This window comes from Marinobacter sp. M1C, assembly GCF_023314135.1.
GTDB lineage: Bacteria > Pseudomonadota > Gammaproteobacteria > Pseudomonadales > Oleiphilaceae > Marinobacter.
In genome coordinates this window covers 3,834,544-3,861,017 of the sequence record NZ_CP092289.1, presented here as the reverse complement: position 1 = coordinate 3,861,017, position 26,474 = coordinate 3,834,544, and the positions used below count along the sequence as shown (strand labels likewise).

The 26,474-nt window shown below is 57.7% G+C and carries 25 protein-coding genes; 6 read left to right on the top strand and 19 right to left on the bottom strand.

What is annotated here, in order from left to right; all coding sequences use genetic code 11:
• Positions 1 to 8: 8 nt before the first annotated feature.
• The gene (locus tag MIH19_RS18165) at positions 9 to 1,157 is read right to left on the bottom strand and encodes a multifunctional CCA tRNA nucleotidyl transferase/2'3'-cyclic phosphodiesterase/2'nucleotidase/phosphatase (protein WP_249006196.1); all 1,149 of its coding nucleotides are present in this window, start codon (positions 1,155 to 1,157) and stop codon (positions 9 to 11) included.
• Between the two features lie 214 nt (positions 1,158 to 1,371).
• Between MIH19_RS18165 and MIH19_RS18160 the strand changes: the two genes are divergently transcribed.
• Both MIH19_RS18160 and MIH19_RS18155 read left to right on the top strand, forming a co-directional pair.
• Positions 1,372 to 1,905: an LPP20 family lipoprotein gene (locus MIH19_RS18160; protein WP_249006195.1), complete on the top strand. Its 534-nt coding sequence runs from the start codon at positions 1,372 to 1,374 to the stop codon at positions 1,903 to 1,905.
• A gap of 3 nt (positions 1,906 to 1,908) precedes the next feature.
• Complete coding sequence (locus MIH19_RS18155; RefSeq protein ID WP_249006194.1) at positions 1,909 to 3,144, top strand: flagellar assembly protein FlgT; 1,236 nt, start codon at positions 1,909 to 1,911, stop codon at positions 3,142 to 3,144.
• A gap of 87 nt (positions 3,145 to 3,231) precedes the next feature.
• Here the strand turns inward: MIH19_RS18155 and MIH19_RS18150 are convergent, their stop codons facing one another.
• The 8 genes from MIH19_RS18150 to yegQ all read right to left on the bottom strand — a co-directional run bounded on the left by MIH19_RS18150 (position 3,232) and on the right by yegQ (position 11,025).
• Positions 3,232 to 3,690 carry a SufE family protein gene (locus tag MIH19_RS18150; RefSeq protein ID WP_249006193.1) on the bottom strand — a complete coding sequence of 153 codons (459 nt, stop codon included), beginning with the start codon at positions 3,688 to 3,690 and terminating at the stop codon, positions 3,232 to 3,234.
• Positions 3,690 to 4,232: a putative Fe-S cluster assembly protein SufT gene (sufT, locus tag MIH19_RS18145; RefSeq protein WP_249006192.1), complete on the bottom strand. Its 543-nt coding sequence runs from the start codon at positions 4,230 to 4,232 to the stop codon at positions 3,690 to 3,692. The genes MIH19_RS18150 and sufT overlap by 1 nt, the downstream gene beginning before the upstream one ends.
• A gap of 11 nt (positions 4,233 to 4,243) precedes the next feature.
• Positions 4,244 to 4,597, bottom strand: a complete 354-nt coding sequence (locus MIH19_RS18140) for an iron-sulfur cluster assembly accessory protein (RefSeq protein WP_249006191.1) — start codon at positions 4,595 to 4,597, stop codon at positions 4,244 to 4,246.
• A 13-nt stretch (positions 4,598 to 4,610) separates the two neighbouring features.
• Complete coding sequence (locus tag MIH19_RS18135; RefSeq protein WP_249006190.1) at positions 4,611 to 5,861, bottom strand: cysteine desulfurase; 1,251 nt, start codon at positions 5,859 to 5,861, stop codon at positions 4,611 to 4,613.
• A gap of 6 nt (positions 5,862 to 5,867) precedes the next feature.
• On the bottom strand, positions 5,868 to 7,169 hold the full coding sequence (gene sufD / locus MIH19_RS18130; protein ID WP_249006189.1) for a Fe-S cluster assembly protein SufD: 1,302 nt from the start codon (positions 7,167 to 7,169) through the stop codon (positions 5,868 to 5,870).
• Positions 7,170 to 7,184: 15 nt separating this feature from the next.
• Complete coding sequence (gene sufC / locus MIH19_RS18125) at positions 7,185 to 7,949, bottom strand: Fe-S cluster assembly ATPase SufC (protein ID WP_249006188.1); 765 nt, start codon at positions 7,947 to 7,949, stop codon at positions 7,185 to 7,187.
• A 63-nt stretch (positions 7,950 to 8,012) separates the two neighbouring features.
• Positions 8,013 to 9,461, bottom strand: coding sequence for a Fe-S cluster assembly protein SufB (gene sufB, locus MIH19_RS18120; RefSeq protein ID WP_249006187.1), 1,449 nt, complete (start codon positions 9,459 to 9,461; stop codon positions 8,013 to 8,015).
• A gap of 223 nt (positions 9,462 to 9,684) precedes the next feature.
• Positions 9,685 to 11,025 (bottom strand): tRNA 5-hydroxyuridine modification protein YegQ, encoded by a 1,341-nt coding sequence (gene yegQ, locus MIH19_RS18115; RefSeq protein WP_249006186.1) that lies wholly within the window; start codon positions 11,023 to 11,025, stop codon positions 9,685 to 9,687.
• A 215-nt stretch (positions 11,026 to 11,240) separates the two neighbouring features.
• Between yegQ and MIH19_RS18110 the strand changes: the two genes are divergently transcribed.
• Positions 11,241 to 11,594 carry a helix-turn-helix transcriptional regulator gene (locus MIH19_RS18110; RefSeq protein WP_249006185.1) on the top strand — a complete coding sequence of 118 codons (354 nt, stop codon included), beginning with the start codon at positions 11,241 to 11,243 and terminating at the stop codon, positions 11,592 to 11,594.
• A gap of 7 nt (positions 11,595 to 11,601) precedes the next feature.
• On the opposite strand, the gene MIH19_RS18105 is transcribed toward MIH19_RS18110, so the two are convergent.
• The 3 genes from MIH19_RS18105 to MIH19_RS18095 form a co-directional block, all read right to left on the bottom strand.
• Positions 11,602 to 12,813 carry a beta-ketoacyl synthase N-terminal-like domain-containing protein gene (locus tag MIH19_RS18105; protein WP_249006184.1) on the bottom strand — a complete coding sequence of 404 codons (1,212 nt, stop codon included), beginning with the start codon at positions 12,811 to 12,813 and terminating at the stop codon, positions 11,602 to 11,604.
• Positions 12,814 to 12,824: 11 nt separating this feature from the next.
• Entirely contained in the window at positions 12,825 to 13,349 is a 525-nt protein-coding gene (gene fabA, locus MIH19_RS18100; RefSeq protein ID WP_249006183.1) for a bifunctional 3-hydroxydecanoyl-ACP dehydratase/trans-2-decenoyl-ACP isomerase, read from the bottom strand.
• Positions 13,350 to 13,451: 102 nt separating this feature from the next.
• Positions 13,452 to 14,630 (bottom strand): NnrS family protein, encoded by a 1,179-nt coding sequence (locus MIH19_RS18095; RefSeq protein ID WP_249006182.1) that lies wholly within the window; start codon positions 14,628 to 14,630, stop codon positions 13,452 to 13,454.
• A 196-nt stretch (positions 14,631 to 14,826) separates the two neighbouring features.
• Here MIH19_RS18095 and MIH19_RS18090 point away from each other — a divergent pair, with 196 nt between their 5' ends.
• Complete coding sequence (locus tag MIH19_RS18090) at positions 14,827 to 15,195, top strand: SirB2 family protein (RefSeq protein WP_249009050.1); 369 nt, start codon at positions 14,827 to 14,829, stop codon at positions 15,193 to 15,195.
• 375 nt (positions 15,196 to 15,570) lie between these two features.
• Here MIH19_RS18090 and MIH19_RS18085 read toward each other — a convergent pair whose 3' ends face one another.
• The 7 genes from MIH19_RS18085 to MIH19_RS18055 all read right to left on the bottom strand — a co-directional run bounded on the left by MIH19_RS18085 (position 15,571) and on the right by MIH19_RS18055 (position 24,020).
• Entirely contained in the window at positions 15,571 to 16,485 is a 915-nt protein-coding gene (locus tag MIH19_RS18085) for a sucrase ferredoxin (protein ID WP_249006181.1), read from the bottom strand.
• Complete coding sequence (locus tag MIH19_RS18080) at positions 16,482 to 17,360, bottom strand: ABC transporter ATP-binding protein (protein WP_249006180.1); 879 nt, start codon at positions 17,358 to 17,360, stop codon at positions 16,482 to 16,484. The genes MIH19_RS18085 and MIH19_RS18080 overlap by 4 nt, the downstream gene beginning before the upstream one ends.
• A gap of 177 nt (positions 17,361 to 17,537) precedes the next feature.
• Positions 17,538 to 18,575 carry an iron ABC transporter permease gene (locus MIH19_RS18075; RefSeq protein ID WP_249006179.1) on the bottom strand — a complete coding sequence of 346 codons (1,038 nt, stop codon included), beginning with the start codon at positions 18,573 to 18,575 and terminating at the stop codon, positions 17,538 to 17,540.
• 2 nt (positions 18,576 to 18,577) lie between these two features.
• Positions 18,578 to 19,576, bottom strand: coding sequence for an iron ABC transporter permease (locus MIH19_RS18070; RefSeq protein WP_249006178.1), 999 nt, complete (start codon positions 19,574 to 19,576; stop codon positions 18,578 to 18,580).
• Positions 19,570 to 20,658: an iron-siderophore ABC transporter substrate-binding protein gene (locus MIH19_RS18065; protein WP_249006177.1), complete on the bottom strand. Its 1,089-nt coding sequence runs from the start codon at positions 20,656 to 20,658 to the stop codon at positions 19,570 to 19,572. Before MIH19_RS18065 ends, MIH19_RS18070 begins: the two co-directional genes overlap by 7 nt.
• 95 nt (positions 20,659 to 20,753) lie before the next feature.
• Complete coding sequence (locus MIH19_RS18060; RefSeq protein WP_249006176.1) at positions 20,754 to 22,913, bottom strand: TonB-dependent receptor; 2,160 nt, start codon at positions 22,911 to 22,913, stop codon at positions 20,754 to 20,756.
• Positions 22,914 to 23,177: 264 nt separating this feature from the next.
• Positions 23,178 to 24,020 carry an MFS transporter gene (locus tag MIH19_RS18055; protein WP_249006175.1) on the bottom strand — a complete coding sequence of 281 codons (843 nt, stop codon included), beginning with the start codon at positions 24,018 to 24,020 and terminating at the stop codon, positions 23,178 to 23,180.
• A 413-nt stretch (positions 24,021 to 24,433) separates the two neighbouring features.
• Here MIH19_RS18055 and MIH19_RS18050 point away from each other — a divergent pair, with 413 nt between their 5' ends.
• Together MIH19_RS18050 and MIH19_RS18045 are read left to right on the top strand one after the other, a co-directional pair.
• Positions 24,434 to 24,895, top strand: coding sequence for a universal stress protein (locus MIH19_RS18050; protein ID WP_249006174.1), 462 nt, complete (start codon positions 24,434 to 24,436; stop codon positions 24,893 to 24,895).
• A 61-nt stretch (positions 24,896 to 24,956) separates the two neighbouring features.
• Positions 24,957 to 26,456 (top strand): MFS transporter, encoded by a 1,500-nt coding sequence (locus tag MIH19_RS18045; protein WP_249006173.1) that lies wholly within the window; start codon positions 24,957 to 24,959, stop codon positions 26,454 to 26,456.
• Positions 26,457 to 26,474 lie beyond the last annotated feature (18 nt).

Below are 26,474 nucleotides of genomic sequence, written 5' to 3'. Positions count from 1 at the left end.
CGACAGGTTTAATGCTTTTGTATTACATTGAGGATCGCCTTCAGCCTGCACTGGCTCATAGCCTGGCCCAGTTCCGGCCCGCGGTAACCTTGGGCCAGTAAGGTTTTGGCTTGCACGCCCGCAGCCGCCTGCGCCGAATCTTCCAGCTGTTGCAGGGCGAGCTGCTGTAAAGGCAGGTTGGGGCCGTTTTGAAGAGGCAAGGTAACGCGTAACAGTTGCAGTGCTTCTTGCAGGCGCTCGGGCCGGCGCCAGGCATCTGCGGCGTTAAGGGCTTCCAGCAGCTGTTCGGCCGGCTCATTTTCGCTGTCGGTGATGTTTATGCAGGATGAGCAGCGTAAGGTGCAGGCCAGGATGGCAAGCTCCTGGCAGACTTTTGGCGCCTTTAATAAAGTCGCCCGATTGTTAGCCTGTACGCTGGAAAGCGGCAGTAGTAACGCTGCAATTCGCTGCGCTGTGTTGGCATCGGGTAAGCTCTGGTGCAATTGCTGCAGGGCGTGAAGGGCCTGCTGGCGTACGGGCTGCGCTGCAAATTCCGGCACGAGTTCAATCAGCGCACCACAACTGTGTAGAACCTCAAAAAACGTTACCGGAGAAGCCTCGTGTAAGGCGCGCTGAAGCTCTTGCCATACCCGTTCTGGTACCAGGTGGCCGACTTCCCCGGCGTGTGTCATTGCCTGCATCAATTGCAGTGTGTCGGGATGGACTTCGAAACCCTGGGGCATAAAGCGGGCGGCAAAACGTGCGGTGCGCAGAATGCGCAGAGGGTCTTCGGCGAAGGCTTCGGAAACGTGGCGCAGCAGGCGGTCTTGAAGATCCTGCCGGCCGCCAAAAGGGTCAATTATCTCGCCGTCTTCGGCTTGCGCCATGGCATTAACCGTCAGATCGCGGCGTTTCAGGTCTTCTTCGAGGGTTACGTCGGGTGCGCTGTACACCGCGAACCCGTGGTAGCCATGGCCTTGCTTGCGCTCGGTGCGCGCCAGCGCGTATTCCTCGTGGGTATCGGGGTGCAGGAACACCGGAAAATCAGCGCCCACTTGGCGAAAACCTTGTGCCAGCATGACTTCAGGCGTGGCGCCCACTACCACCCAGTCGCGGTCTTTAATTGGTAGACCCAGCAGTTGATCGCGCACTGCGCCGCCAACCAGATAGATGTCCATAAATGTGCCCATAATAACGAGAAGTTGTGGCGCAGATTAGGTTAGAAGCGGCTGCCACACAAGCCGCTGCCGGTTACGCAGGCGCGGCGGTCTTTTGCCGTTTACACTGAAGATATTTTAGCGCCTGTGTAAAAATTCGAACAGGGTCAGTAATTTGCATAACCTGGCCCGATTCTTTCATATATTAGTTAAACCGCATTTTCGGAGATTAGTAATGACACTTCGCGTTATAACCGCGTTACTGGTGCTGTTGATGGCGACAGCTTGCGCGCCCACGGGGCAGCAGGGCCGCAACGCAGACGCTAACCGTTTCGCGCCCATCACCCTACGGGTTAGCGGCTATGGCACCTATGAAGACGCCACAAAAGACCGGTTAGACACGCGCAAACGCCTGATGGCGCGCAGGGCTTCGCAGCTGGACGCCTATCGTAACCTGGCAGAACGGGTTTACGGCACGGTGGTTTACGGCAGTGCGACGGTGAATGACTTTGTGCTGCAGAATGACGATTTTCGAGCTTACGTCGACAGCTATTTGCGCGGTATGAAAACCGTATCTGTGAACGAGCACAGTGACGGCGTAGTGGAAACCGTCGTCGAATTGAAACTGGCGCCACGCTTTCGCCAATGCGTTGCCAGTGTGCCCGACACCCAGGTTGCTCGTTATTGTTCGTTACCCTTGCCCCGCGAAAATGACAGTGCCGGCGATGTTCGCAGCGGCAACACCGATTCTCTTTACTACCTGGATTAAGCGATGACTGCTTGCTACCGAAGGTTAACGCTGCCTATTTCAATCGCTGCTGCCTGTGCTCTGGTACTGGCACTGGTACTTGCCAGCCAGCCGCTGCTGGCCGCGGTTGTTGAGGGTATTGGCCATGCCAGCATTCATAATGGTGATATTGATAGCGCCCGCGCTCTGGCACGGCAGGCGGCTTTGCGCGATATGGCGCTGCAATACGACGCTCGTATCAGCAACAGCGACACAGTTGAAAATGGCGTGCTGACCAGTTCACGCCTGCGCGTTACCAGCGATGTCCGCGCCCGCAATGTGCAGGTGGTGGATGAGTTTCGCAGCGGTCAGCTATTGCGGGTGACCCTGCGCGCAGAAATGACCGCTCAGCAAAGCAGTTGTGGTAACGGTGCGGCGTCTACGTTGAAAAAACGCGTGGCGATTACCGGGTTTCCATTGTTGTACCCTGATCACGCCCGCGTTGGGCGCCTGGATGATGCCGGTGAAATGCTGCCGCAGCAGTTACAGGCCCGTTTGCGTAACGCGGGCAGCGTGCAGGTTCTTTCGGCAACGAGCTTGAGGATGTATGGCGATTTGCTGAACGCACCCACCGCCCAGCAGGATGACAACCGGCTGACCAATGTGCGCCAACTGGCGCGGGAGCTGGGTGCTCAGTTTGTGGTCAGCGGGGTTATACGGGACCTGGATGTGGCTGACCCTGCAGCTTGGAATACGTCGGTATTCGGCAAACTTAAACGTGGTTTGAACGCTGTCGATCAGACCCGGCGCTTTATTGCGGACATGGTGATTTATGATGGTTTTAGTGGGGCCCCGGTTTACCAGCAGCGCTTCAGTGCTCGCGCGCAATGGAATGCTGGCCCCGGCAGTGCCAGCGGTTTTGCCTCGGCCGGTTTTGAACAAACCGACTATGGTAAGGCGGTCGCGCAGGTAATGGATGACATGGCCAGGTCAGTGACGGATGCGCTGAATTGCCAACCGTTTATGACCCGAATCAGCCGTGTTGACGGTGAACTTGTCACTATTGAATCGGGTGCCACCTCCGGATTGCGGCCGTCAGCAACGCTGCAGGTATACCGCAGTGCGCAGCACTTTGAGGCTCTGGACGCAACACCTGAGCTGACTGAAACCGGGGTTAACATCACACTCAACAATGTTCACCCTGAATTCGCTTCCGGCAAGCTGTCGGCCCATGGTGGCCAAACCAATGTCCAGCAGGACGATATTGCCGTGGTGTGGTAGCGCGTCGCGTGCGTTATCGTTCGCCAAAAAAAGACCCGCACACGGCGGGTCTTTTTCATGTTTCTGGGCTAAAAAACGTACGACAGGTTATGCGGCTTGTTTAGAAGCAATATCACGGATCTTGCTGATCATCGAACGCAAACCGTTTCCGCGAGTCGGGGAGATATGGCGGAATAAATCTAGGCGTTCAAACAGCTCGTCGATGTCGATGGCCAGAAGTTCACGGGGTTCGTGATTGTTCAGCGCCACCAGGATGATCGCCGCTAGTCCGCGCACAATAATGGCATCAGAATCGATCAGCAGAAACAGCTTGCCGCTGGCTTGATCATAGTGATGAGTCAGCCACACTTGGCTTTGGCAGCCGTGCACGTAATTCTTTTCGTTGCGTTCGGAATCCGGAAACGGCGGTAGCTGTTTGCCCAGGTCGATAATGAACGCGTAGCGATCTTCCCAGTCGTCCAAAAGCTCGAAGGCCTCAAACACGTCTTCCATTGTGGTGCTGGTACCCAGCGGATTTTTCGTGAAATCGGTTGCGCTGGTGGTCATTACAACATCCCCAGTTCCAGTTTGGCTTCGTCGGTCAGCATGTCGCTGGTCCAGGGCGGGTCAAAGGTCAGGTCTACCGTGACTTTATCAACGTTGGGCACGTGTTCCAATTTGGTTTTCACATCTTCAGTAATCACCGGGCCCATGCCACAACCTGCGGCGGTAAGCGTCATGGTGATGTGAATGTGGTTGCCGTGCTCTGGTTCCTGCTCGATGGAGCAGTTGTAGATTAGCCCCAGCTCTACCACGTTGACCGGGATCTCCGGGTCATAGCAGTTACGCAGGGCTTCCCACATCTGGTTTTCGTTTACCGTGCCGTCTTCCGGAGTATCAAAATTACTGACCAGTGGCTGTTTGCCCAAAGCGTCGGCGTCGTGGCCTTCAATGCGTGCTAAATTGCCATTAACCGCCACTGTAAACGTGCCACCCAGCGACTGGGTAATGGTTACGAAGGTATCCGAAGGAATCATGATTTCCGTTCCGGAGGGAACCAGGCGGGCTTCCACTTCGCGTTTGGTCAGTACAACTTCCCGTTCTTGCATCTGTTACTCCGTCATACCACTGTAAAGCTTTCGCCGCAGCCACATTCTGCGGTGGCGTTGGGGTTGCGAAACTCAAAGGTGGAGTTCACGCCTTCGGTAACAAAATCAATTTCAATTCCGTTCACCAGTGGCATGTGTTCGTCTTTTACAAACAGGTCCACGCCGTCGATATGAAATATCCGGTCATCGCTGCCAGATTCTTCCACCCACTGGGTTTCGTATTTAAAGCCGGAACATCCGCTCTTTTTGATGGCAAGGCGAATGCCAAGTGCTTCGGGCTTTTTATCCAATTGCTTGCGCACGTGTTTAACGGCGCTGGGGGTCATGGTGACCGCAATCGTTGGGGTGAACACTTGGGCTGTCATAATTTCACCTCCATCAGGTAAACAGGCGCTGTATTTTTTGCAAAGCAGTGAACAATTGCTCTACTTCTTCCAAAGTATTGTAGAACGCAAACGAGGCCCGCGCTGTACCGGGAAGCCCGTAATACTCCATTAACGGCATGGCACAATGATGGCCAGTACGAATGGCAATGCCCTGCTGGTCGAGCAGAGTACCGATATCACTGGGGTGCAGACCGTCAATTTTAAAGGATATCAGCGGCACTTTATGGCGCGCTGTGCCAATCACGGTCATCCCCGGCACGCTAGCGACCAGCTCATTGGCGCGCTGGAGTAAGGCACCTTCAGCCGCTTCCATCGCGTCGCGATCCAGGGTGGCCAAATAATCAATAGCGGCGCCCAGGCCCACGGCTTCGGCAATGGCCGGGGTGCCGGCTTCGAACTTGTAGGGCAGGGTGTTGTAGGTGGTGCCGGAAAAGCTTACCCGTTCAATCATTTCGCCGCCGCCCTGCCAGGGTGGCATAGCTTCTAGCAACTCGGCTTTGCCATAGAGCACACCAATGCCGGTGGGGCCAAACAGCTTGTGGGCCGAAAACACGTAAAAGTCGCAGTCCAGCGCCTGAACATCGGGCTGGAAGTGGGGCACGGCTTGAGCGCCATCTACCAGGGTGACCACGCCCTGTGCTTTGGCTTTGGCCACCATGTCAGCCACCGGATTCACGGTGCCTAACGCATTGGATACGTGGGTGATGGCCAGAATGCGGGTACGCTCACTCAAAAGTGAGTGAAACGAGTCCATGTCCAGCTCGCCTTCCGGCGTTACATCAATCGGCACTACCTTGGCACCGGTGCGCTCTGCCAGCATCTGCCAGGGCACGATGTTAGCGTGGTGCTCCATCTGGCTCAGCAAAATTTCGTCGCCCGGTTTGAGCAGCGGTGCCAGGCCGTTGGCCACCAGGTTGATGGCTTCGGTGGTGCCGCGGGTCCAAATAATTTCCCGTGCGCTGGGCGCATTTAAAAACTGCTGGACCTTCTTACGCGCGCCTTCAAAGGCGGTAGTGGCGCGGTCAGCCAGGGTGTGGGCCCCACGGTGAACGTTGGAGTGCATTTCCCGATAGTAGCTGTCCATGGCCTTCAACACCGCTTCTGGGCGTTGTGATGAAGCGCCGTTGTCAAGGTAGACCAGCGGTTTGCCGTTTACCTGTTGCGACAGTATGGGGAAATCCCGGCGTACCGCGTGTACGTCAAACAGCGGTTGGGTGGTTTTGGCCACGGACAAAGTGCTCATAACCGGTTATACCTCTTGGAATGCCTGGTCGAAGAACTGGTTCAGACCGGTGTTGGCGGTATCACGCACCTGCTCCACTGGAATCTGAGCGACCAGTTCATTGATAAACGCCATGGTCAGCAGCACTTTTGCATCGCGCGGGCTAAGGCCACGGGACACCAGATAAAATATGGATTCATTATCAAGCTGGCCAATGGTCGCGCCGTGGGCGCACTTTACGTCGTCGGCGTAAATTTCCAGTTCTGGCTTAGTGTCAATTTCCGCACCGTTGGTGAGCAGCAGATTTTTGTTGCTCATGTTGGCGTTGGATTTCTGCGCATCCTGATGAATATGTATACGGCCGTTAAAAATGGCGTGGGATTTATCTGCCGCAATGTTGCGGTAGTTTTCCTCACTGTTGCAAAGGGCCGCAACGTGTTCGATGGTGGTGTGATTGTCGTAATGCTGGGTGCCCTGGGTAACCACGACACCATTGAGTTTGCACTCGGCATGTTCGCCCTCAAGACGGACGTGCAGGTCGTGGCGGCGCAGGGTCCCACCAAATCCGACGCTATGGCCTTCAAAGCGCGAATTGCGCTGCTGGCGCACGCCGGTGGTGCCGATGTGCTGCACATTCTGGCCTTCGGTATTCAGGCGCACACTGGTGATATTGGCGCCATCGCCCAGGCTGAACTCGGTGGCGGTATTGACCATCACCGGGCTGTCGCCGCTAGAAACATAGTCTTCTACCAGGGTGAGCTGGCTGTTGCTGCCTGCGGCTACCAAAATACAAGGAAAGGCAGATCCGCTGTGGCTGGCGCTGGTGTGGTGAATCACAAACAGTGGCTGGTCCAGCACGATGCCGGGCTGCAGCTGAATCAGCAGGCCGTCTTCAAAGCGCGCAGCGTTCAGCAACGACAGGTTCACCGAGCCGTGTTTTGCTGGCTGATCGCTGATGGATTTGCCCAGCAGGTCAGCGGCAAGCTCGGCGTCGTCACCGTTCAAATCACTAAAGCGCTGAATGCTAAGGCCTTCCAGCGTTGGGTAGTTGCTGGCTTCAGGGCGCACAACGCCATTCACCAGCACCACAGTGTAACCCTGAATGTCGGCGGCGGCGCCGGCACTGGCACTTAATGGCAAAGAACTGGCCATGTCGTCGGTCAGTTTCAGGTGTTTGGCCGAGTACTTCCAGTTTTCAGTTTTGCGCGTGGGCAGCAACAGATCCGTCAGGGCGCTGGCTCTGTTAGCCCTTAGCGCCAGCAGTGGCTCTGGCAGAGCTTCACCCGCCGATTGCAGAAAGGCGCTGGAAAGCATAGATGCAGATTTCATGTCGCGACCTCCCGATCAGTGGCTGGCAGTTGCTGCGTCGTTGACTCCGAGCCAACCGTAACCCTTCGCTTCCAGTTCCAAGGCCAATTCACGGCCGCCGGACTTGATGATTTTACCATCGGCTAGTACGTGTACGTAATCTGGAACAATGTAATCCAGCAGACGTTGATAATGGGTAATCATCAGAATGGCGCGATCGGGCGCGCGCAAGGCGTTTACGCCGTCGGAAACCACTTTCAGGGCGTCTATATCAAGGCCGGAATCGGTTTCGTCAAGAATGGCGAGTTTTGGCTGCAGCAGCAACGCCTGCATGATTTCGTTACGCTTCTTTTCGCCACCAGAAAAGCCTTCGTTCACGCCGCGTTTAAGAAAAGCGGGGTCCAGGTCGACCTGTTTGGAAACCTGTTTGGCCAGCTTCATGAATTCAGCGGCGTTCATGTCGTCTTTGCCCTGGTGCTTGCGCATGGCGTTAACGGCGGTGCGCAGGAACTGCAGGTTGCTGACGCCGGGAATTTCAACCGGGTATTGGAACGCCAGAAAAACGCCTTCGCGGGCACGCATTTCGGTGGGCAGTTCAAGCAGGTTGTCGCCGTTGAGGGTAACGTCGCCTTCGGTGACTTCAAATGCGTCATTGCCTGCCAGCACCTGCGATAGGGTACTTTTGCCGGAGCCGTTGGGGCCCATGATGGCGTGAACTTCGCCGGCTTTTATTTCCAGGTTGATGCCTTTGAGAATCTGTTTGCCTTCAACGGAGGCGTGCAGGTTTTTGATGCTCAGCATGTGTGATTTCTCTCTTTTAAGCTTTTGAATTCGTTTCAATCAAATTTTGGGCTTCTACAAAGCTTAACCGACCGAGCCTTCCAGGCTGACTTCCAGCAGTTTGCCGGCTTCTACCGCAAACTCCATGGGCAGCTCTTTGAAGACTTCTTTACAGAAGCCGTTGACGATCATGGATACAGCCTGTTCCGCGTTAATACCACGCTGGCGGCAGAGGAACATCTGTTCGTCGCTGACTTTCGAGGTGGTCGCTTCGTGTTCCACGATGGCCGACTTGTTCTTACTTTCTATGTACGGAAAAGTGTGGGCGCCGCAGCGGTCACCAATCAGCAAGGAGTCACACTGGGTGAAGTTTCGTGCGCCTTCGGCTCCCGGGTTGAACTTAATCAGACCGCGGTAGGTGTTTGAGCTGCGACCGGCGGAGATACCCTTGGAAATCACCGTGCTACGGGTGTTCTTGCCCAGGTGAATCATTTTCGTGCCGGTGTCGGCCTGCTGGTAGTTGTGGGTCAGCGCGACTGAGTAAAATTCACCCACGCTGTTGTCGCCACGCAGTATGCAGCTGGGGTATTTCCAGGTAACGGCTGAACCGGTTTCGACCTGGGTCCAGGATACTTTGGAGTTGTCACCGATGCAGGCGGCGCGCTTTGTAACAAAGTTGTAGATGCCGCCTTTGCCATTTTCATCGCCGGGGTACCAGTTCTGTACCGTGGAGTATTTGATCTGGGCGTCTTTCAGTAGCACCAGTTCGACGACCGCAGCGTGCAGCTGGTTTTCGTCGCGCATGGGTGCCGTGCAGCCTTCCAGGTAGCTAACGTAACTGCCCTCGTCGGCAATAATCAGGGTACGCTCGAACTGGCCGGTGTTGGCAGCATTGATGCGGAAATAGGTCGACAACTCCATCGGGCAGCGCACACCTTTGGGGATGTACACAAAGGAGCCGTCGGAGAATACCGCCGAATTGAGCGCGGCGAAGTAGTTGTCAGCGGCGGGAACCACGCTGCCCAGGTACTTCTTCACCAGTTCCGGATATTTTTGAACCGCTTCTGAAATCGGGCAGAAGATAACGCCTGCTTTTTCCAGTGGCTCTTTAAAAGTGGTGACGACCGACACAGAGTCGAATACTGCATCTACTGCAACGCCGGCCAGTTTGGCCCGCTCATGCAGAGGAATACCCAATTTTTCATAGGTGCGCAGCAGCTCAGGATCAACTTCGTCGAGGCTCTGGGGCATATCTTCCGGGCGCTTGGGCGCGGAGTAATAGGAAATCTCGTTGTACTTCACCTTAGGGTAATCAACGTGTGCCCAGTCAGGCTCTTCCATCTCGAGCCAGCGACGATAGGCTTTCAGGCGCCACTCCAGCATGAATTCGGGTTCTTGCTTGAGTTCAGAAAGACGGCGAATTACGTCTTCATTGAGGCCCGGCTCAAAGGTGTCTGACTCAATCTCGGTCACGAACCCGTGTTCGTATTCCCGTTTGATGAGTTCTCTTACCTCTTTGTCTGTGGTCGCCATGATCGTCGCTCCGTGTTCTTTTATCGTGGGCTGTGACGCCCTTTAATTTGCCAGCAACCGCAAAGGTTGCTGGGCTGATCTGTTGCTTGATGATGCTGATTGTACAATACCAGAGTAATTTAGTCAGGTATTAAATCGAGGAAAAACGCTTTAGACCGCAAACCGCTTTTAAAGCAGGTTGCGCGTCTGGGTTGTGGCCAGTGCGAGTTATTATACGTGTAGTTTAGCCTTGCGTGCCATTCGGTAGGATACGTGTCAGGTAGCTGTGAACAAGCTGCGCCGGAGTGTTTGGCGGCACAGGAATACGTACGATGTGGCCGCTGCCGGGGGCGCAATCCACAGTGCCGCCGTTCAGCTTTTCCATAGCAGGTAGGGTGAATCGCAGGTTGCCGCTGGAGGTGACCAGTTCCAGCAGGTCACCGATGAAGAATTTGTTTTTTACGGTGATGGTAAGCCACTGGTCGTTGGCGTCGGCGATGGCGCCCACCACCTGCTGGCTGCCCAGATAGGACGAACCCCGCTCGTAGCTCTGATATTCCTGGGGCAGGTGGCGGCGCAGGAATCCTTCGGTGTAACCGCGGTTCGATAGAGCTTCGAGCTCGTCCATCAGGCTCATGTCAAAAGGCTTGCCTTGCACAGCTTCGTCAATAGCCCGGCGGTAGGCCTGCGTAGTGCGTGCTACGTAGTAGGTGCTTTTGGTGCGGCCTTCAATTTTCAGTGAGTGCACGCCCATTTCGCACAGGGCGGCCACGTGCTGCACCGCGCGCAGGTCACGGGAATTCATGATGTAGGTGCCGTGTTCGTCCTCATAAGCAGGAATTAAACTGCCGGGCCGGTTGGGTTCTTCCAGCAGAATTTCCTTGGGTTCTATCTCCCTGGGTAAAGCCTCCTGCACAGGGTTGTCAGAAGAGCAGGCGATCAGGTCGCCGGTTTGATCGTGGCAGTGTGCCACCGGTTTGTAGTTCCAACGACAGGCGTTGGTGCAGGCGCCCTGGTTGGCATCGCGGTGGTTCATATAGCCCGACAGCAGGCAGCGGCCGGAGTAAGCCATGCACAGAGCGCCGTGTACAAACACTTCCAGTTCCATCTGCGGCACCCGCTCGCGGATCTCGCGAATTTCGTTCAGTGCCAGTTCCCGTGACAGAATTACCCGGCTGATGCCCTGGCTGCGCCAGAATTCTACTGTTGCCCAGTTTACCGCGTTGGCCTGAACAGACAGGTGTATGGGCTGGTCTGGCCAATGCTCTTTTACCAGCATGATTAAACCCGGGTCGGACATGATAAGCGCATCGGGTTGTTGCTCCAGCACCGGCGCCAGATCTTTCAGATAGGAGCGAACCTTGTCATTGTGGGGTGCAATGTTAGAGACCAGATAGAACTGTTTGCCTAAATTGTGAGCGCGCTCAATACCAGCGCCCAAGGCGGCTGCGTTCTTGAAACTGTTGTTGCGAACCCGCAGGGAATAGCGGGGCTGGCCGGCATAAACCGCATCGGCGCCATAGGCAAAGGCGGTTTCAAGGTGCTCGGGGGTGCCAGCGGGCGCAAGCAGTTCCGGGGTATTCATAACGGGCTCCGGGATGAGTATGTTGAGGATAGGGCGCTTATCAAGAGGCGCGAGCGCGCTATTGTGCCCGAGCCAATCGGAATGTCAGTTGACCTCGCTCAAGGGTATTATGGATTAATTTCAGCTAACATCTGTACGCTGAATGCTTTGATGGTTTATCTTTCACCACTGAATTTTTAAAAGATGACAATATATTCTGAGTCGGGAGGGGTTTCATGGCTGTAAACGGGCAGCAGCAGGCTGCGCGGGCATCTCTGAGTATCCGCGTGCGTGCTTTGATTGACGGCCAGCTGGCCAGAGGAAAGGTAGGTGTAGAGGTGGTGGCGTCACAGCTGCACATGAGCCGCTATACCTTGCACAAAAAGCTGCGAGCGGAAGGGCTAACTTTCGCGCGTATATTAGAGGACGTTCGCCGCAAGCAGGCGTTGGCCTACATGCAAGATAAAACCAAGCCGCTGGTAGAAATTGCCGAGCATCTTGGATTTTCAGAATTGAGTGCATTCAGCCGGGCGTTCAAGCGCTGGATGGGCTCGTCGCCGGCTGAATACCGCTCGGTCAGGTTTTCCTGAATCGAGCTTAGAACTTTTTAAACACCAGGCTGCCGTTGGTGCCGCCAAAGCCGAAACTGTTGCTCATCACATATTCCAGGTTCTGGTTTTCGCGCACTTCGCGCACGACCGGATAACCTTCTGCGCCTTCATCCAGATTTTCGATGTTGGCTGATGGGCAAATAAAGCTTTCACGCTGCATGATCAGGCTGTAAATGGCTTCGTGCACGCCGGCCGCGCCCAGAGCGTGGCCGCTCAGTGCTTTGGTAGAGCTCAGCGGCGGAATGCGGTCACCGAAGGCCTGCTTGATAGCTTTCAGTTCGGTGATGTCGCCGGCCGGCGTGCTGGTGCCGTGGGTGTTGATGTAGCTGATTTCGCCGTCGATGTTTTTCATCGCCTGCTGCATGCAGCGTACTGCACCCTCGCCGCTGGGGGCGACCATATCGGCGCCATCAGAGGTTGCGCCAAAGCCGACGACTTCCGCCAGAATGTTGGCGCCGCGGGCTTGTGCGTGTTCTAGAGCTTCCAGCACCAGGGTGCCGCCGCCGCCAGAAATCACGAAACCGTCACGGTTAGCATCGTAGGTGCGCGACGCTTTCTCCGGGGTGTCGTTGTACTTGGTGGACAGCGCGCCCATGGCGTCGAACAACATGCTCAGGCTCCAGTGGATGTCGTCGCCACCGCCGGCCAGCATGACGTCCTGGCGGCCCATAGCAATCAAATCTGCAGCGTGGCCAACCGCGTGGGTGCTGGTGGCACAGGCCGACGTAATGCCGTAGTTGACACCGGTGATGCCGAACGCCGTGGCAATGCTGGCATTAATAGAGCTGCCCATGGTGCGAGGCACCCGGTAAGGACCCACCCGTCGAATGCCTTTTGCACGATGGGTGTCGATGGCGTCCATCAGCTCCACGGTAGATGCACCACCGGTGCCGAAAATGGCCCCGGTGGTGTTGGCGCGGATCTGCTCGTCGGTCAGGCCGGACTGGGTCAGGGCTTCGACCGTAGACAGGTAGGCATAGCCGGCAGCCGGGCACATAAAGCGCCACAGCTTGCGATCAATCAATTCTGGAAGGTTCAGGTTGATCTGACCGCAAATCTGGCTGCGTAGGCCGTTATCGCGGGCTTCTTCGCTGAAGCCGATACCGGACTTCACTTCCCGCAGTGATTTGGTTACAGCTTTTATGTCGGTTCCAAGGCTAGACACAATGCCCATCCCGGTGATTACAACGCGACGCATGTCAGTCACTCCTAAAAATTGTCGGTGGAGGTGAACAAGCCTACCCGTAGGTCTTTGGCCGTATAAATTTCCTTGCCGTCCACTTCCATGCGGCCGTCAGCGATAGCCATGGTTAGCTTGCGCTTTATAAGGCGTTTAAAATCAAGATGGTAAGTGACTTTTTTGGCATTAGGAAGAACCTGGCCAAAGAATTTCACGTCACCGGAACCCAGCGCGCGGCCTTTGCCCCGGCCGCCGGTCCATGCCAGGTAGAAACCGAGCAGCTGCCACATGGCGTCAAGCCCCAGGCAGCCCGGCATAACGGGATCGCTGTCAAAGTGAACCTTGAAGAACCACAGGTCCGGATTGATATCCAGCTCTGCGGTCAGGCCACCTTTGCCGTAAAGCCCGCCTTCGCTCCCAATATGGGTGATGCGGTCGAACATCAGCATTTCATCAATGGGCAGGCGCATGCCAGCGCCCTTGAACAATTCACCGTGACCGCAGTCGATCAGGTCTTGTTTGCTAAACGTATTGGGGTACGGGTTGGAATCCATAGTGCCGATGTCTCTTTCACAAGATGATTTTCTATAACTTTAGCTCGAAATTCGCCTGATGCTATTGACCATTAGTGGATAATTACAAAATTTGCGCAATGTTTACCCGATTTTGCCGTCTGGCCGTGGGCTAGCCAATATGTGAGTGTAGCGCCACAGGAAAATACCAAAGGCGATCAGCCATAGCAGAGTGCTGACGCCAATACCGGCGTGCCAGCCCAGAATATTGAAGGCCGTCAGCACCCTTGCCACCGCGGCCAGCTGGATCAATACAAAGGCGGTTACCATACCCCGTGGCAGCACCAGCGGCCGGCCGGTGTGGCCCAGGGTTACCCGTGCTATAACCCCGAATATCAGGCAGCCAATGGCGCCTGCGCCCGCAGCGTGGGCCCAGGCGTTTGAAGGCCATTCCAACAACAGATGGCCCGCCAACAGAACCAGCGCCACCGGCACCCACAGAATCGACAGATGTAACACCCATAACAGCGGTTCTTTATGGGTCAACCAACCTTTCCAATTGTAAAGTCGCACCAACATAATACCCGCGGCAACGATGGCCATCACGCCGGCAAGGGTGCGCCAGCCGCTCACCAGCATTGCCAGGAGCACAATCATCGCAAATACGCTGGCCATATCCAGTTTGGCCGAATTTTTCACCAGCGTAGGGCTCAGCCCCTGGCGGCTCAGATAACCGCTGGTGAAGGCCGGTGTGATCCGCCCGCCAACAATACTGATCAGGGCCAGGCCCATCAGCAGTGCACCGTAGCCATAAACCGGATCAAGACGGGTAACGAAGCCGATTTGCATCAGCCATAAGAGGCCCAGTACCACCAGTATCATCAGTTGGCGTTTCTGCCGCGCGTGCCAGACACGCCAGCCGGCATCGATCATCACCAACGGCAGAAAGGCCAGATTCACACCCTGCACCAGCCAAACGGGAAGATCACCGCCAAATGCCAGCAATAGCCGGCCAGCAAGCCATACACCCCATAATAGAGCAAGGCGCAGCCCATGAATTCGATCGGTCTGGGTCCAGGTGCATACGGCCGTTAGCAGAAAGCCCGCAATGGCGGCGGTCAGGAACCCGAACAGCATTTCGTGCTGGTGCCATAGCACCCCGGGCAAGGCTAGTGGCAGTTGTAGCGTGCCTGTTGCCTGAAGCACCCATACTGGCAACACAACAACAACCAGCAGAGCCATAGACAGGAAGAAAATGCGAAAAGGGTAACCGAACAGCTGACCGATACTGGCGCGGTCGGCGGATGGTGTCGGAATCGCCATGGGGGTCTCCGTTAATAGTGGTATTTTAAGTATATGTTAAAGGAAGGCCAGTTCAAATGACATACCCGCATAGGAGTAGTCTGCGTACAATGTCGTTTTTGTCGTCGCGCTTTTGCCCTTCGATTTGGGCCGAGAGAGACTATTTTGCGCGGTTTATAATCAATTTCATCGAAATCAAGGAACCCTCCCCGTGTACATGACTTTAAAAAGCATACACATGCTTACCGCGTATCTGACGGTGACGCTTTTCGCACTCCGCTTGCTGATGGATGCCGTGGGCCGCCCCGGTTGGCGACAAACGCCCTTGCGTTGGATTCCCCACGCTAACGACACGGTGCTGCTGGCCAGCGCTATCAGCCTGGTGTTTGTAACGCCGTGGATGCCGTTAGTCCATGGCTGGTTAACGGCCAAAATAATCTTGCTGGTGGGTTATATAATAGCCGGGCTGTTCGCTTTAAAAGTCAGCGTTGATAAGCGCGCACGCATCGTGGCAGCGGTGCTTGCACTGGTTCAGATAGCCGCAATATTTTACTTGGCGACCGCCAAGCCAATACTGTTCTCCTAACGCGTTTGGGTCGCGCTGCGGGCTGTCCTTTGTGCCCGGGGCGCACCCCATTCTTGCCCAGCCTATTATCTGTTCGCAATCTGTTGTGAGAACACAGGCGAATCTGTTACCAGCAGGGCTCCGGCAGGGAATTTAGCTTCGCAACGGGCCAAAGAGCTTTTAGCTTGCTGAATTGTCTACCCCTGGAGTTTCGGCCGGTGATAGAAAAAATGATCCTGACTGGGGCAGGCGATATTCTGAATGACGTTGCGAAAGTTCACGCGGATCTGACAGAGGACATCAGTGCAGTAGTGAATTCAGGGTCATGGTGGCTCTCGTCGCATGAAGGTATTGTCACTCAGGAGCGCTAGAGGCGCGACCCGAGAGGCTAGATCATCAGTCGATTTGAATGGCGCGCCAGACACGGCTGGGCTGGGCGCCGTCGCGCTGGTAGTCGGCACAGGTGTCGTGACGTATCAGCTCGCTCTCAAGGCAGCTCACCACCAGCTGGCCCTGCTGGTCACCGGCCTGCCAGCGGACTGGCAGCCGCAGGCGAGAGCCATCCGCATCGGTCAGTGCGTCCTCGACCCAAACCCGGGCGGTGTTGCCGCGGGCCGCGAGCCACTGAAGCGCCGCCACCTGGGCGCACTGCTCGGCGGGCGTCAGTTGCGAGTCGCCGCGGTAGCAGGGCAGGTAGGGGCGATCCTCGGCCTCGGCCTGTAACAGGCGAGGCACGTCGTCGGTAGTGAGGCGACCGTACTTGCGTCGCGCAGGGAAGACCATGACGCTGGCGGCGAGCCGACAGCCACCCAGGTGGGAACTCTCCCAGACATCGAAGGGGTAAGCACACTGCTGCGCGGCGCTGGCCAGCGCCTTGTAGCTGCGGTAACCGAACTTGGCGCAGCACTTGTCCTTCTTGCCGTGGGTGCAGCAAAGAATCAGCGATCCCTCGACGCTGCCGGCTCGCCAGCGTTCGACTGATTTCCCATCGTCGAAGGCGTGCAGTAGCTCGGCCAGTTCTTCCCTCGCTACGTCGTATGTCCGACCCTCCGGCATTAGTACCAACCGATGGTGATGAGTTGGCTGTTCCTGGCGATGTATCAGATTCACCCGACGGCCGTCGTCGGCGATGGCGTTGAGCAGGTCGAGCACCTCTTCCGGCATATCACTGGCCTGGCGGAGGTTGCGCAGCCACTTGGCCCGCGGCCAGCTGATCAGCAGGTTGCGTGTGGCATGCGCGCCAGTGCCCACTAGCGGGTCGCCGATCTCGGCGCTTTCGATGGAACAGAACTTTCTTGGGGCGGCGGTCATCGGCGACTCATCGTGGTAACGGGACGGGATCCGCCATGCGCGATCCCGGACACCACCTGGGAAATCGGCGTGGTACCCGTCAGGCTGGGCACGCAGAGCAGGCGCTGAGTATGCGGATCGCGAATGACATGCGCATCAAGGTCGAAGACTTGCTTGAGATGGGCGCTAGTAAAGATCGTTTCCGGTGGCCCGCTATGTTCGATACGGCCCTGGCGCATCATTACCAGAATGTCGGCATAGGCCGCGGCCAGATTGAGGTCGTGTAGTACCACCAGCAGTGTGCGTCCCTTGTCGTGAGCGAGCAGAACCAGTAGCTCCAGGAGGTCCACCTGGACCTTCAGATCGAGAAAGGTCGTCGGCTCGTCGAGCAGGATCAAATCTGTGTCCTGAGCCAGGATCATAGCGATCCAGCAGCGCTGGCGCTGTCCACCGGAGAGCGCGTCGACACTGCGCTCGGCAAAGTCAGTGACATCGGCGTAGACCATTGCCTCGCGAATGGCGCGCGCATCCTGCTCGGCATCCTGTCGCCACCATCGCTGGTGGGGAAAGCGCCCCATACCGACCAGTTGCCTGACCGTCAGGCCCTCCGGTGCGGAAGGGCCCTGCGGCAAGATACCCAGACGCTGTGCCACCTCGCGTGTACTGCGGCGGTGGATGTCTTTGCCATCGAGACAGACGCGTCCGGCGCTGGGCACCAGGGTGCGCGCCAGTGTCTTCAGCAGTGTTGACTTTCCGCTACCGTTTGGGCCGAGCAGTACCGTCAGCTTGCCCTCGTCTACCGCAAAATCGACGCCGTTTAGCACATGCTGGGAGTTGTAACCGGCACGCAGGGCTTTGCCCGTCAGTCGAGGCGGCTTGGCGGGTGTCGGGGGCATGGGCTGGCTCGTTAGTGAGTATATGAGACTAAGAACCCTAAGGTAAAACGTTCTCATTATCAATATTTGAAATCGCCTTAATCAGCATAGGATGCTCTCCGCCTTACGCCTTACCCATAGTAAAGGGCGTCTCTTCGCCTTGTTTCCGGTGCCCTGTGTCATAAGTGTTTGGAGCGCCTAGTGGCGGGTACGATGCAGCAGAAAAACGAAGAAGGGCGCGCCCACCCCCGAGACGAAAATGCCGGCGGGGAGGTCTTTGGGGAGAAAGGCCACCCGGCCGAGCAGGTCGGCGTAGAGCACGATCAGTGCACCCACCAGGGCGGCGGCGGGTACCAGCCGGGCGAATCCTCGGCCCACCAGGCGGGAAGCGATATGCGGAGCGATCAGGCCCACGAAGCTGAGCCCTCCGGCGAAGGCCACGGCTGCGCCCGCCAGGGCCACGCTGCAGGCCACCATTACCAGCCGGCTGCGCAACAGGTTCACGCCGAGCCCCTGGGCCACTGCGTCACCGAGCGCCATGGCATCTATATGCCGTGCATAGGCCAAACACAACGGTACCGCCACCAGCACCCAGGGCAGCATGCCCAACACGTCCTGCCACTGAGCGGCGTAGAGGCTACCGGTTAGCCATACGTAGGCGGTCATAGCAACGGCATCGTCGCTGATCACGATCAACAGAGTGGTCAGGGCGCCCATGGCGGCGGACAGCCCGATGCCGACCAGCACCAGGCGCGAGGGAGCAACACCCCCCTTCCACGCCAGCAGGAACAGTAGCAGGGCAGCAAACAGTGCACCGATCAGCGCGGCGGCCGGCAGCCAATGGATGCTCAGAGTGGTGCCGAACAACGCCAGGAAGGTCACGGCGGCCAAGGCGGCGCCGCTGGTGATGCCGATCACATCGGGGGAGGCCAGCGGGTTGCGCACCATACCTTGGAGGATGGCACCGGCCACGGCCAGGGCCGCGCCCACCAGCACGGCCAGCAGGAGGCGCGGCAGACGCAGCTCCCAGACGATAAAGGCGATATCGCTGTCCTGCGGTGTCGCCAATGCGTGCAGGATTTCCGGGAACGAGGTGGGAAAGCTGCCGAGGCTAAGCGACAGGCCCATGCTGGACAGTAATACCAACCCTAGCAGGCCCAAGAGGCTCGTGTAGCGCGCCCGGCCGGCAGCGACGGTGGCGTCGATCGAAGGGGTCAGAGTCAAGGGGCGGGTCATGGTCAGGCCGGTTTCCTACGCGCGAGATGGATGAAAAAAGGCGTGCCGATCAGCGCGGTCATCACACCCACTGGCACATCCTGTGGGGCCATCAGGAAGCGCGAGGCCACATCAGCCAGCAGCAGCAGGCCCGCTCCCAGAAGGGCGCAGGCCGGCAGCAGCCAGCGGTGGTCGACGCCGAAAATCTCTCTCGCCATATGCGGCACAATTAGGCCAACGAAGCCGATCATGCCTGCCAGCGCCACCGAACTACCAGCCAGCAGGATCACCACCAGGCCTAGCAACAGCTTAATGGTGCCGACGCGCATGCCCAGGCCCTTGACTATGTCATCGCCCAGCAACAGGGCATTGGCGTGCCTGACGAGCAGGGCACACAGCAGCAGGGCGCCACCGAAGAGCGGCAGCAATGGCACCACCTGCGACAGCTCACGGCCGGAGACGGAACCGGCCAGCCAGTACAGCACGCTCTCGAAGCTCTGGCGGTCGATGATAAGCAGGCCCTGGCTGAACGAGACGAACATGGCGGTGACGGCTACCCCCGCCAACACCACTCGCAGCGGCGCCAGCTCCCCATGACGGCCGCGACTCAGTAGCACCACCAGGCAGGCCGCTACCAGGGCTCCCAGCAACGCTGCCCAAACGTAGTCGGCGGGGGTATGGAGGGGCAATAGAGAGACCGCGATCACCACGAAAAACATAGCTCCGGCATTGATCCCCAGTATGCTCGGCGAGGCCAGAGGGTTGCCGGTAATGGTCTGCATCAGGGCGCCGGCTATGGCCAGGCTTGCGCCGACCAGGGTGGCGATGACCGCCCGCGGCAGGCGCTCCGTGAACAGGATGATATGCGCGACCCGGCTGGGGTCGTAGTGAGTAAGCGCCTCGAAAAAAGTGGGCCAGGCGATTTCGGTAGTGCCCAGAATGACGCTTGCCACGAAAGCCGCGGCGACCAGAATCAGACCCAGCAGCAGTCCCAGGCCCCGGTAAAAACGGCCAATCAGCATGCGGCGGCCCCCTCGTCGCGGGGCTTGGGCACTTTGGTGATATCGGCGTCGCAAGCCCGCATGGCCGGCGTAGGCATCGAAAGCCTGTTGGGGTTATCCAGTCCGTAGTGGACATAGAGGCTATCGAGCATCGCGTTGGCGGCCAGGATGCCGCCGCCCATGATCCAGGTCACCGCATCCACCTCGAAGACGCGGTCATCCTGCACGGCATCCAGTCGCTGCCAGAGGGGGTGAGAGGCCCAGTGTCGATAGTTCCGAGCGATGGCGGGGTCGTCCGGCTCCAGCAGCACGAAAATAACGTCGGCGTTCAGGACGGGAATGTTCTCCTCACTCGTCAGCTTCATTCCCCAGCCCTGGTCATCTACGGCGCCCGGCTGCTCGTAGCCCAGCTCATCGAGGATCGAGCCGGCGAACCCCGTGGAGTAAAGACGCACATGGTCGCTCTTAAAGCGCACCACGGCGGCCTTCTGCGGCCAATCATCGCCCAAAGTGTCGGCGATCTGCCGGCGAAAATCGGCCACCCGGTCGTCCCACTGCCGTATCAATGCTCGGGCCCGGGCCTCGCGGCCGGTGGCCTGCGCCATCAGCGTCAGGCTGGCCTTGAAGTCGAAGACGGTGCCGGTGACCACCGTGGAGGCTATTTGCTCCAACAGCGGCCGAACCCGCTCGTGACGAAAGCGCGTGGCCACGATCAGGTCGGGGGCCAGCCAGGCCACCTTCTCCAGGTTGGGCTGGGTCTCCAGGCCGACGTGCTCGACGCCGGCCAGAGCCTCGCGCAGATAGCGATACATGGGTTTCTCCAGCCAGGAGTCAACGACGCCCACTGGGGTGATGCCGAGCGCTACCGCGCTGTCCGTCGCCCCCTGGTAGAGGGTGACGACCCGCTGCGGGGGGGCGGAGATATGGGTGTCACCGAAGGCATTGGCGACGCTGCGCCCGCTCTGGGGCGCATTCGCGGCGAGAGCGCTGGGCCCCAGCGCCAGGCCGACCAGCAGCCCGGCTCTGGTGCACCACAGGCCCAGCCGATATATACGCTTGCGGCCGAAGCGGTCGGCCAGGTAGTCGGTTAGCGGCATGGTCATGCTCGACAGCTTTTGTCATGGATACTCCCGTCGTGGAGCATGGCAGGCGCCAGGCTGGCGCCGCTCAATAAGACGGATCGCTCGGTCGCTTCGCCTCAGAAGTCGACTTGGTAGCCCAACGTGAGGGTGCGACCGCGGCCCTTGAAGTACAGGTCGTCTTCCAGCGCGGACGACTGGGGGAACGACTGCGAATAGTAGGTGAAGTAGTCCTTATCGGTGAGGTTCTCGATGCCTAAGCTGGCGCGACCCACCGGCAGGCGAAAGGCCAGGGAGGCATCGATCAGGCCGTAGCCGTTGAACTCAAGATCCGGATCGTCGAAGCTGCGGTCGAAGTAGCGGCTGTACTGCAGGTGCGTGGACAGCTTCTCGGTCCAGGCCGCGCTCCAGCCGAGCTTCAGGGTCTCCGGGGCGATGTCGCGGCCTGTCAGCTTGGTGTCGACCTGGCCGTCGCCGTCGGAGTCGGACTCGCCCTCGGCGTCTGTGTAGGTCAGCCGCAGGCGATGGGCATCGCTCGGGCGGGCCTCGCCTGTGATCTCATAGCCCTGGATCTCGGTCTTCTCGCGCTTGACCCGGTAGCTGCCTTGGGCATCGGGCTCGATGCGCTGGCCGAGGTCGGAGTTGGACTCGTAGTAGCTCAGCTCGAGGCTATAGCGATCCCAGTCGAAGCGCGCGCCGATCTCGCGGTTGTCGGTGACGATGGGAGAGAGGTCTATCAGGGTGTCGACGGACTGGCCGACGGTCTTGACCCCACGCAGTACCCGTCCGACGTCGGGCATGCCGAAGCCTTCCGAGTAGTTGGCGTAGAGCTGGGCCCAGTCGGAGACCTGATAGACCAGGCCGGCGTTGAACAGCGTCTCGTCGAAGTCGGGGTTGCCGCCGGTCACTGATACCAGGTCGTTCTCGACGCTGGTGCTGCGGTCCACGGTCGAGTAATCGTCGACGTTTAGCACGGCATGCTCCTGGCGGGCTCCGGCATGCAGGCTCAGCGAATCGGTCAGGTCGTAATCGGCCTGGAGAAAGGCGGCATAGTTGCGGAACTGGGTCTCGGGCACATAGTTGCGGCCGGTCTTCACCAGCACCTGCTGGGTCTCGTCATGCAGCAGGTCGAGGCCGGTGGTCAGCTTGAGGCGATCGTCGAGCAGACCGTCGCGGCTCAGGGTGAACTTGCCGCCGATCTTGTCGGATTCGTTGCGGGTTTGGTCAAATCGCGTCTCGCCGTTCTCGTCCTGGTAGGGGAAGGAGCTGAGGCCAGTAGCACCAAACTGGGCGCGGAAGCGCTGGGTATAGAGCTGGGCATCCAGCTCGTTGCCGAACCAGTCACCGTGGGAGTAGGACAGCTGGGCCTTGGTCGCCTTGTTGTAGCCGGGCTCGCCGTCCGGGTTGCCCTTGCGGGCCGTGGTGGGGATGCCCGCATCCCGATCGCCGGACACCGGCACGTAGTCGTCGTCGATGTCGAGGTCGAAATGGTTGACGGAGAACTCGAGGTTCTGGTTATCATCGATCCAGTAGCCGAGTTTGCCGAAGAAATCATAGCTGGAGGAGTTCTGAAGCTCGCCATGGTAGGCGGTGCCCACGACCTCGTCGTTGCCGTCGAAGAAGACCCCGCGTTTCTGGCTGCTGGCGGCGGCCAGGTAGTCCCAGTTGCCACTCTGGCCGCTGATGCGGTAGTCCAGCTTGTGGCCGAAGCCCTCGGACTCGAAGTCGCCGCCGCTGGTCAGGCTGATCCCGGCGTGCTGGTTGATAGTGCCTGCCTTGGCGCGCTTGGTGACATAGTTGATGATGCCGCCGGTGGCGCCCAGGCCGTGCTCGGCGCTGGCGCCGTGGATTACCTCGATGCGCTCGACCATGGAGAGGTCGATGGTGTAACTGTCGCGACCGCCGTCCCGGAGCGGGTTGGATTGTGGCACGCCGTCGAGCAGGAACAGCACCGAACGGCCGCGGAAGGTCTCGCCGGTGTTGTTGAGCTTCTGGCGACTCGGCGAGTAGGATGGGATTAGGTTACTTAGCACTTGGCTTGGGTCTTGGGTAATAGCCAGCTGCTGCTCGATCTCCTCGCGGGTGATAATGGTCACCTTCTGGGGCGTCTCGCCGGCTAGGCTCTTGTTGCGGGTGGCGGTGACAACGATAGGGGACAGCTCGTTGGTTGCCTGTGTCTGGTTTGTCGAGGCAGATTGCGCGACGGCCATGCCGGGCAAGACAGAGCAGAGAACGACTGACAGCAGCCGCTTGGTAGCAGGGTGATCGGAGTAGAGCATTCTGGACGGTTTCCCTTGTGTTGACCCGTGGTGGTCGGGCGGCCCCAAAGCCGTTGTGCGGGTACGGGCTTGCAGCATTAATCTAAATGATAATGCTTTATATTTGCAGAATCAATAAAGGCTCGTTAACTTGCTTTTAACGCCACGGCGAGCATTTGGTCGAGTTCCAAGCTTTTAGGCCCTTCTGAATGGCCCTGTGTCAGGGGTTCCGTTAGGCAACGCAGGTGTTCTTGGGCGAGGGTTGCGATAGAGTTCTACGGTTTTTTAACGGCCGCGAAAGAGCACCGGAAGGTCGGCAGATTCTGCGGCGCTAGCCCACTCTTTGCGTTCGGCACAACGAATGGCCAGGTGCATGCGCAGCAGCGTGAGCAGCGCCAGCGCAAACAGCAGCATGAAGCTGGTTTGCCAGACGCCGGTTATATCACTGACGGTGGCGAATGCCAGTAACATCGGGGCGGCAAGAATGGCTCCGGCCATCGTGAGTGTGGCGGCCACCGTGTTTGCTTTATGGGGATAGTGTTGGGGCATCTGGCTAAACAGCGCCGCCTGGCCAAGGGCAAGAAATAAGCCCAAGGCAATCATCAGCGTTGAAAAAAGTGGCAGACCGAGGCTCAAGTTAAAGGGAATCTCGCGGTTGATGCCATGAACCTGATAGTGAGTGGGCGGGTAGCTGAGCATAAACGTCACGATCAATATGCCGGTCAGGCTGTGGTACATCATTCGCCGCGCGCCGAATCGCCGTGCCAGCTTTATAGCCGGGGCATGAAATAGCGCTGCGGGTATTACCCAAAGCAAATTGGTAAGCGTTGCGTGGCCAACATCAAGCTGATACACCTCAGCCAGAAAGTGCGGCAGCCACAACGTAAGAACAATAAAACTGGCAGACACGCCGCTATAAGACACTGCAAAACGCCACATCAGACGGCTTTGCTGAATGCAAGGTGTTCCGGCACCGTTGCTGCCCGCTGTTTCGCCTATGACATTCGCGGGCATTGCTCGTCGGTCCGCGTTTATTCCGAACGCCAAACGTAACCCAGAACCTGCCAAAACAGCCAGCGCCAACAACAGGCTGAGGGTGTTGGCCTGCAGGTGTAATCGGTTTTCCAATATTAATCCGCTGATTCCGCAAAGCATAAGCGCCAAGGCACCCAAAAGGGTTGCCGACGTTTTTGGTGCGAGCTCCGGCTCAAGCGGTATTTCTAGCGTTTGATGATGCGGTTGAAAACGGTTGTTTTGCACGCAGAGGCCTTATTTAAAAATATTTTTTGCCATCTTCAGATGTTACCAAAACCATGACTATTTGGGCCGGGGCATCGGGGGTACCTCCTGCTGGGGGGCTGTGGGGTAGGCTTTTGCGCGGCAACAGGCGCAGGGGGATAGAGTCTTGATTTCTCTGGTGGGGTAGGTGTCATGAACGTTGATATACATCAATTATAAGCGGCTGTTAAGTATGGGCTAATACAGTCATGGACCACCGCAACGCCTGTAACGGTGCCGATAAATTCGCCGGGAAACCCGCTATGAAAATAATGATCGCCTACGATGGCTCGCGCAACGCCAAACTGGCGTTAGCACAAACCATCACCATGTTTCAAGAGCTTAAACCTACCCTCAGCCTGGTTGCCGTGGCTGAGAACCCGCGGGATATAACCGCAAGCAACGAGGACTTGTTTCAGGAAGAGCTGGCCAGCCTGAAAAAAGCCCTGCAAGACGCTCTGGAAATGTGCGTCAAGGAAGGCATCAGCGCCGAATCTCTGTTGCTGGAAGGAGACGCACGCAAGATGTTGCTCTACGCAGCCGAAAATAAAGTGCAGCCAAATATGTTGGTGATTGCTCGCCACAGTGAAGAGCCCGACGGCGGTTTTATTGCCCGTTCACTGACTTATTTCGTGGATGAGCTGGATTACATGACATTCGGTAAGGTCAGTTCGTTTCTGGCGCGCCGGGTGCAATGCCCATTGCTTATTCTGCCTAGCTGCTGATGGCCGCTGGTGCCCTGGCAACTGACAGAACTGTAAGAACTAAAAGCTCCCGGAGGCTTAAATGAAAGTCGCAGCTATATTCGGTTTTAAAAATCCAGAGATTAAAGCGCTGCACCTGACCTGGATTGCGTTCTTCATCACATTTTACGTGTGGTTCAACATGGCGCCGCTGGCGTCAAGCATGCTGAAAAGCGTGAACTGGCTGAGCGCCGATGATTTGCGCCTATTTGCCATCTGTAACGTGGCGCTGACCATTCCTGCACGAATTATTGTGGGTATGGCACTGGACCGCTTTGGCCCGCGCCGGGTATTTTCGATTTTGATGGTGCTGATGTCGATACCGGCGCTGACCTTCGCCTTCGGCAATACCATGACCCAGCTGCTAGTCAGCCGTTTGGTGCTCAGTTCTATCGGTGCGAGCTTTGTGGTGGGTATTCACATGACCGCCATGTGGTTCAAGCCCCGCGATATTGGTTTTGCCGAGGGCTTCTACGCCGGCTGGGGCAACTTTGGCTCGGCCGCTGCTGCATTAACGCTGCCGACCATAGCCCTGCAAATGTACGGCGGTGATGATGGCTGGCGCTGGGCCATTGCCCAGAGCGCCATCGTGATGGCGCTGTATGGCGTGTACTACTGGTTTGCGGTTACCGATGGCCCCGTTGGAACCGTGCATCGCAAGCCGCGTAAAGCGAGTGCGTTGGAAGTCAGTACCTGGGGCGACATGGTCAAGCTGATTCTATGGACCATTCCGTTGATTGGCGTACTGGCTATTCTGGTGTGGCGTATTGAGAACATGGGATATCTGAGCGTGACGGGTGCAATCGTGGCCTACGTGGTGATCTGTGCCATCGTTTGCTACCAGATTGTGCAGATTCTGCGGGTTAACGTTCCTATCCTGAAAAAGGGCGTACCGGAAGACGACAAGTACCCGTTTAACAGCGTTGCCGCATTGAACAGCACTTATTTTGCCAACTTTGGTGCGGAACTGGCGGTGGTGTCTATGCTGCCGATGTTTTTTGAAGAAACCTGGAGCTTGGGAGCTGCCGCCGCAGGAATGGTGGCTGCCTCTTTCGCCTTTGTGAACCTGGTTGCCCGGCCTATGGGTGGCCTGGTGTCAGACCGCATGGGTAACCGCCGCTTTGTCATGCTCAGCTATATGTTTGGTATTGCGGTGGGTTTTGCGCTCATGGGCATGCTGAATTCTAGCTGGCCGCTGATTATCGCCGTGGGCGTGACCGTGTTTACCTCGTTCTTTGTGCAGGGTGCAGAGGGCGCTACCTTTGGTATTATCCCCTCCATAAAGCGCCGTTTGACGGGGCAAATTTCCGGTATGGCCGGAGCTTACGGCAACGTCGGAGCGGTGGTTTATTTGACGATCTTCACCTTTGTGACTCCCTCCCAGTTCTTCTACATTATCGCCGCTGGTGCGTTTGTAAGCTGGGTACTGTGTTTTATGTGGCTGAAAGAGCCGGAATCGGGTTTCGCCGACGAATACGCAGTGTCGTCAGTGGACTTGCAGATCGAGGAAGAGGGTCGTATTCGCAAGGCGGCCCTTGGCTGAGACGGCCTGGCGCAATAG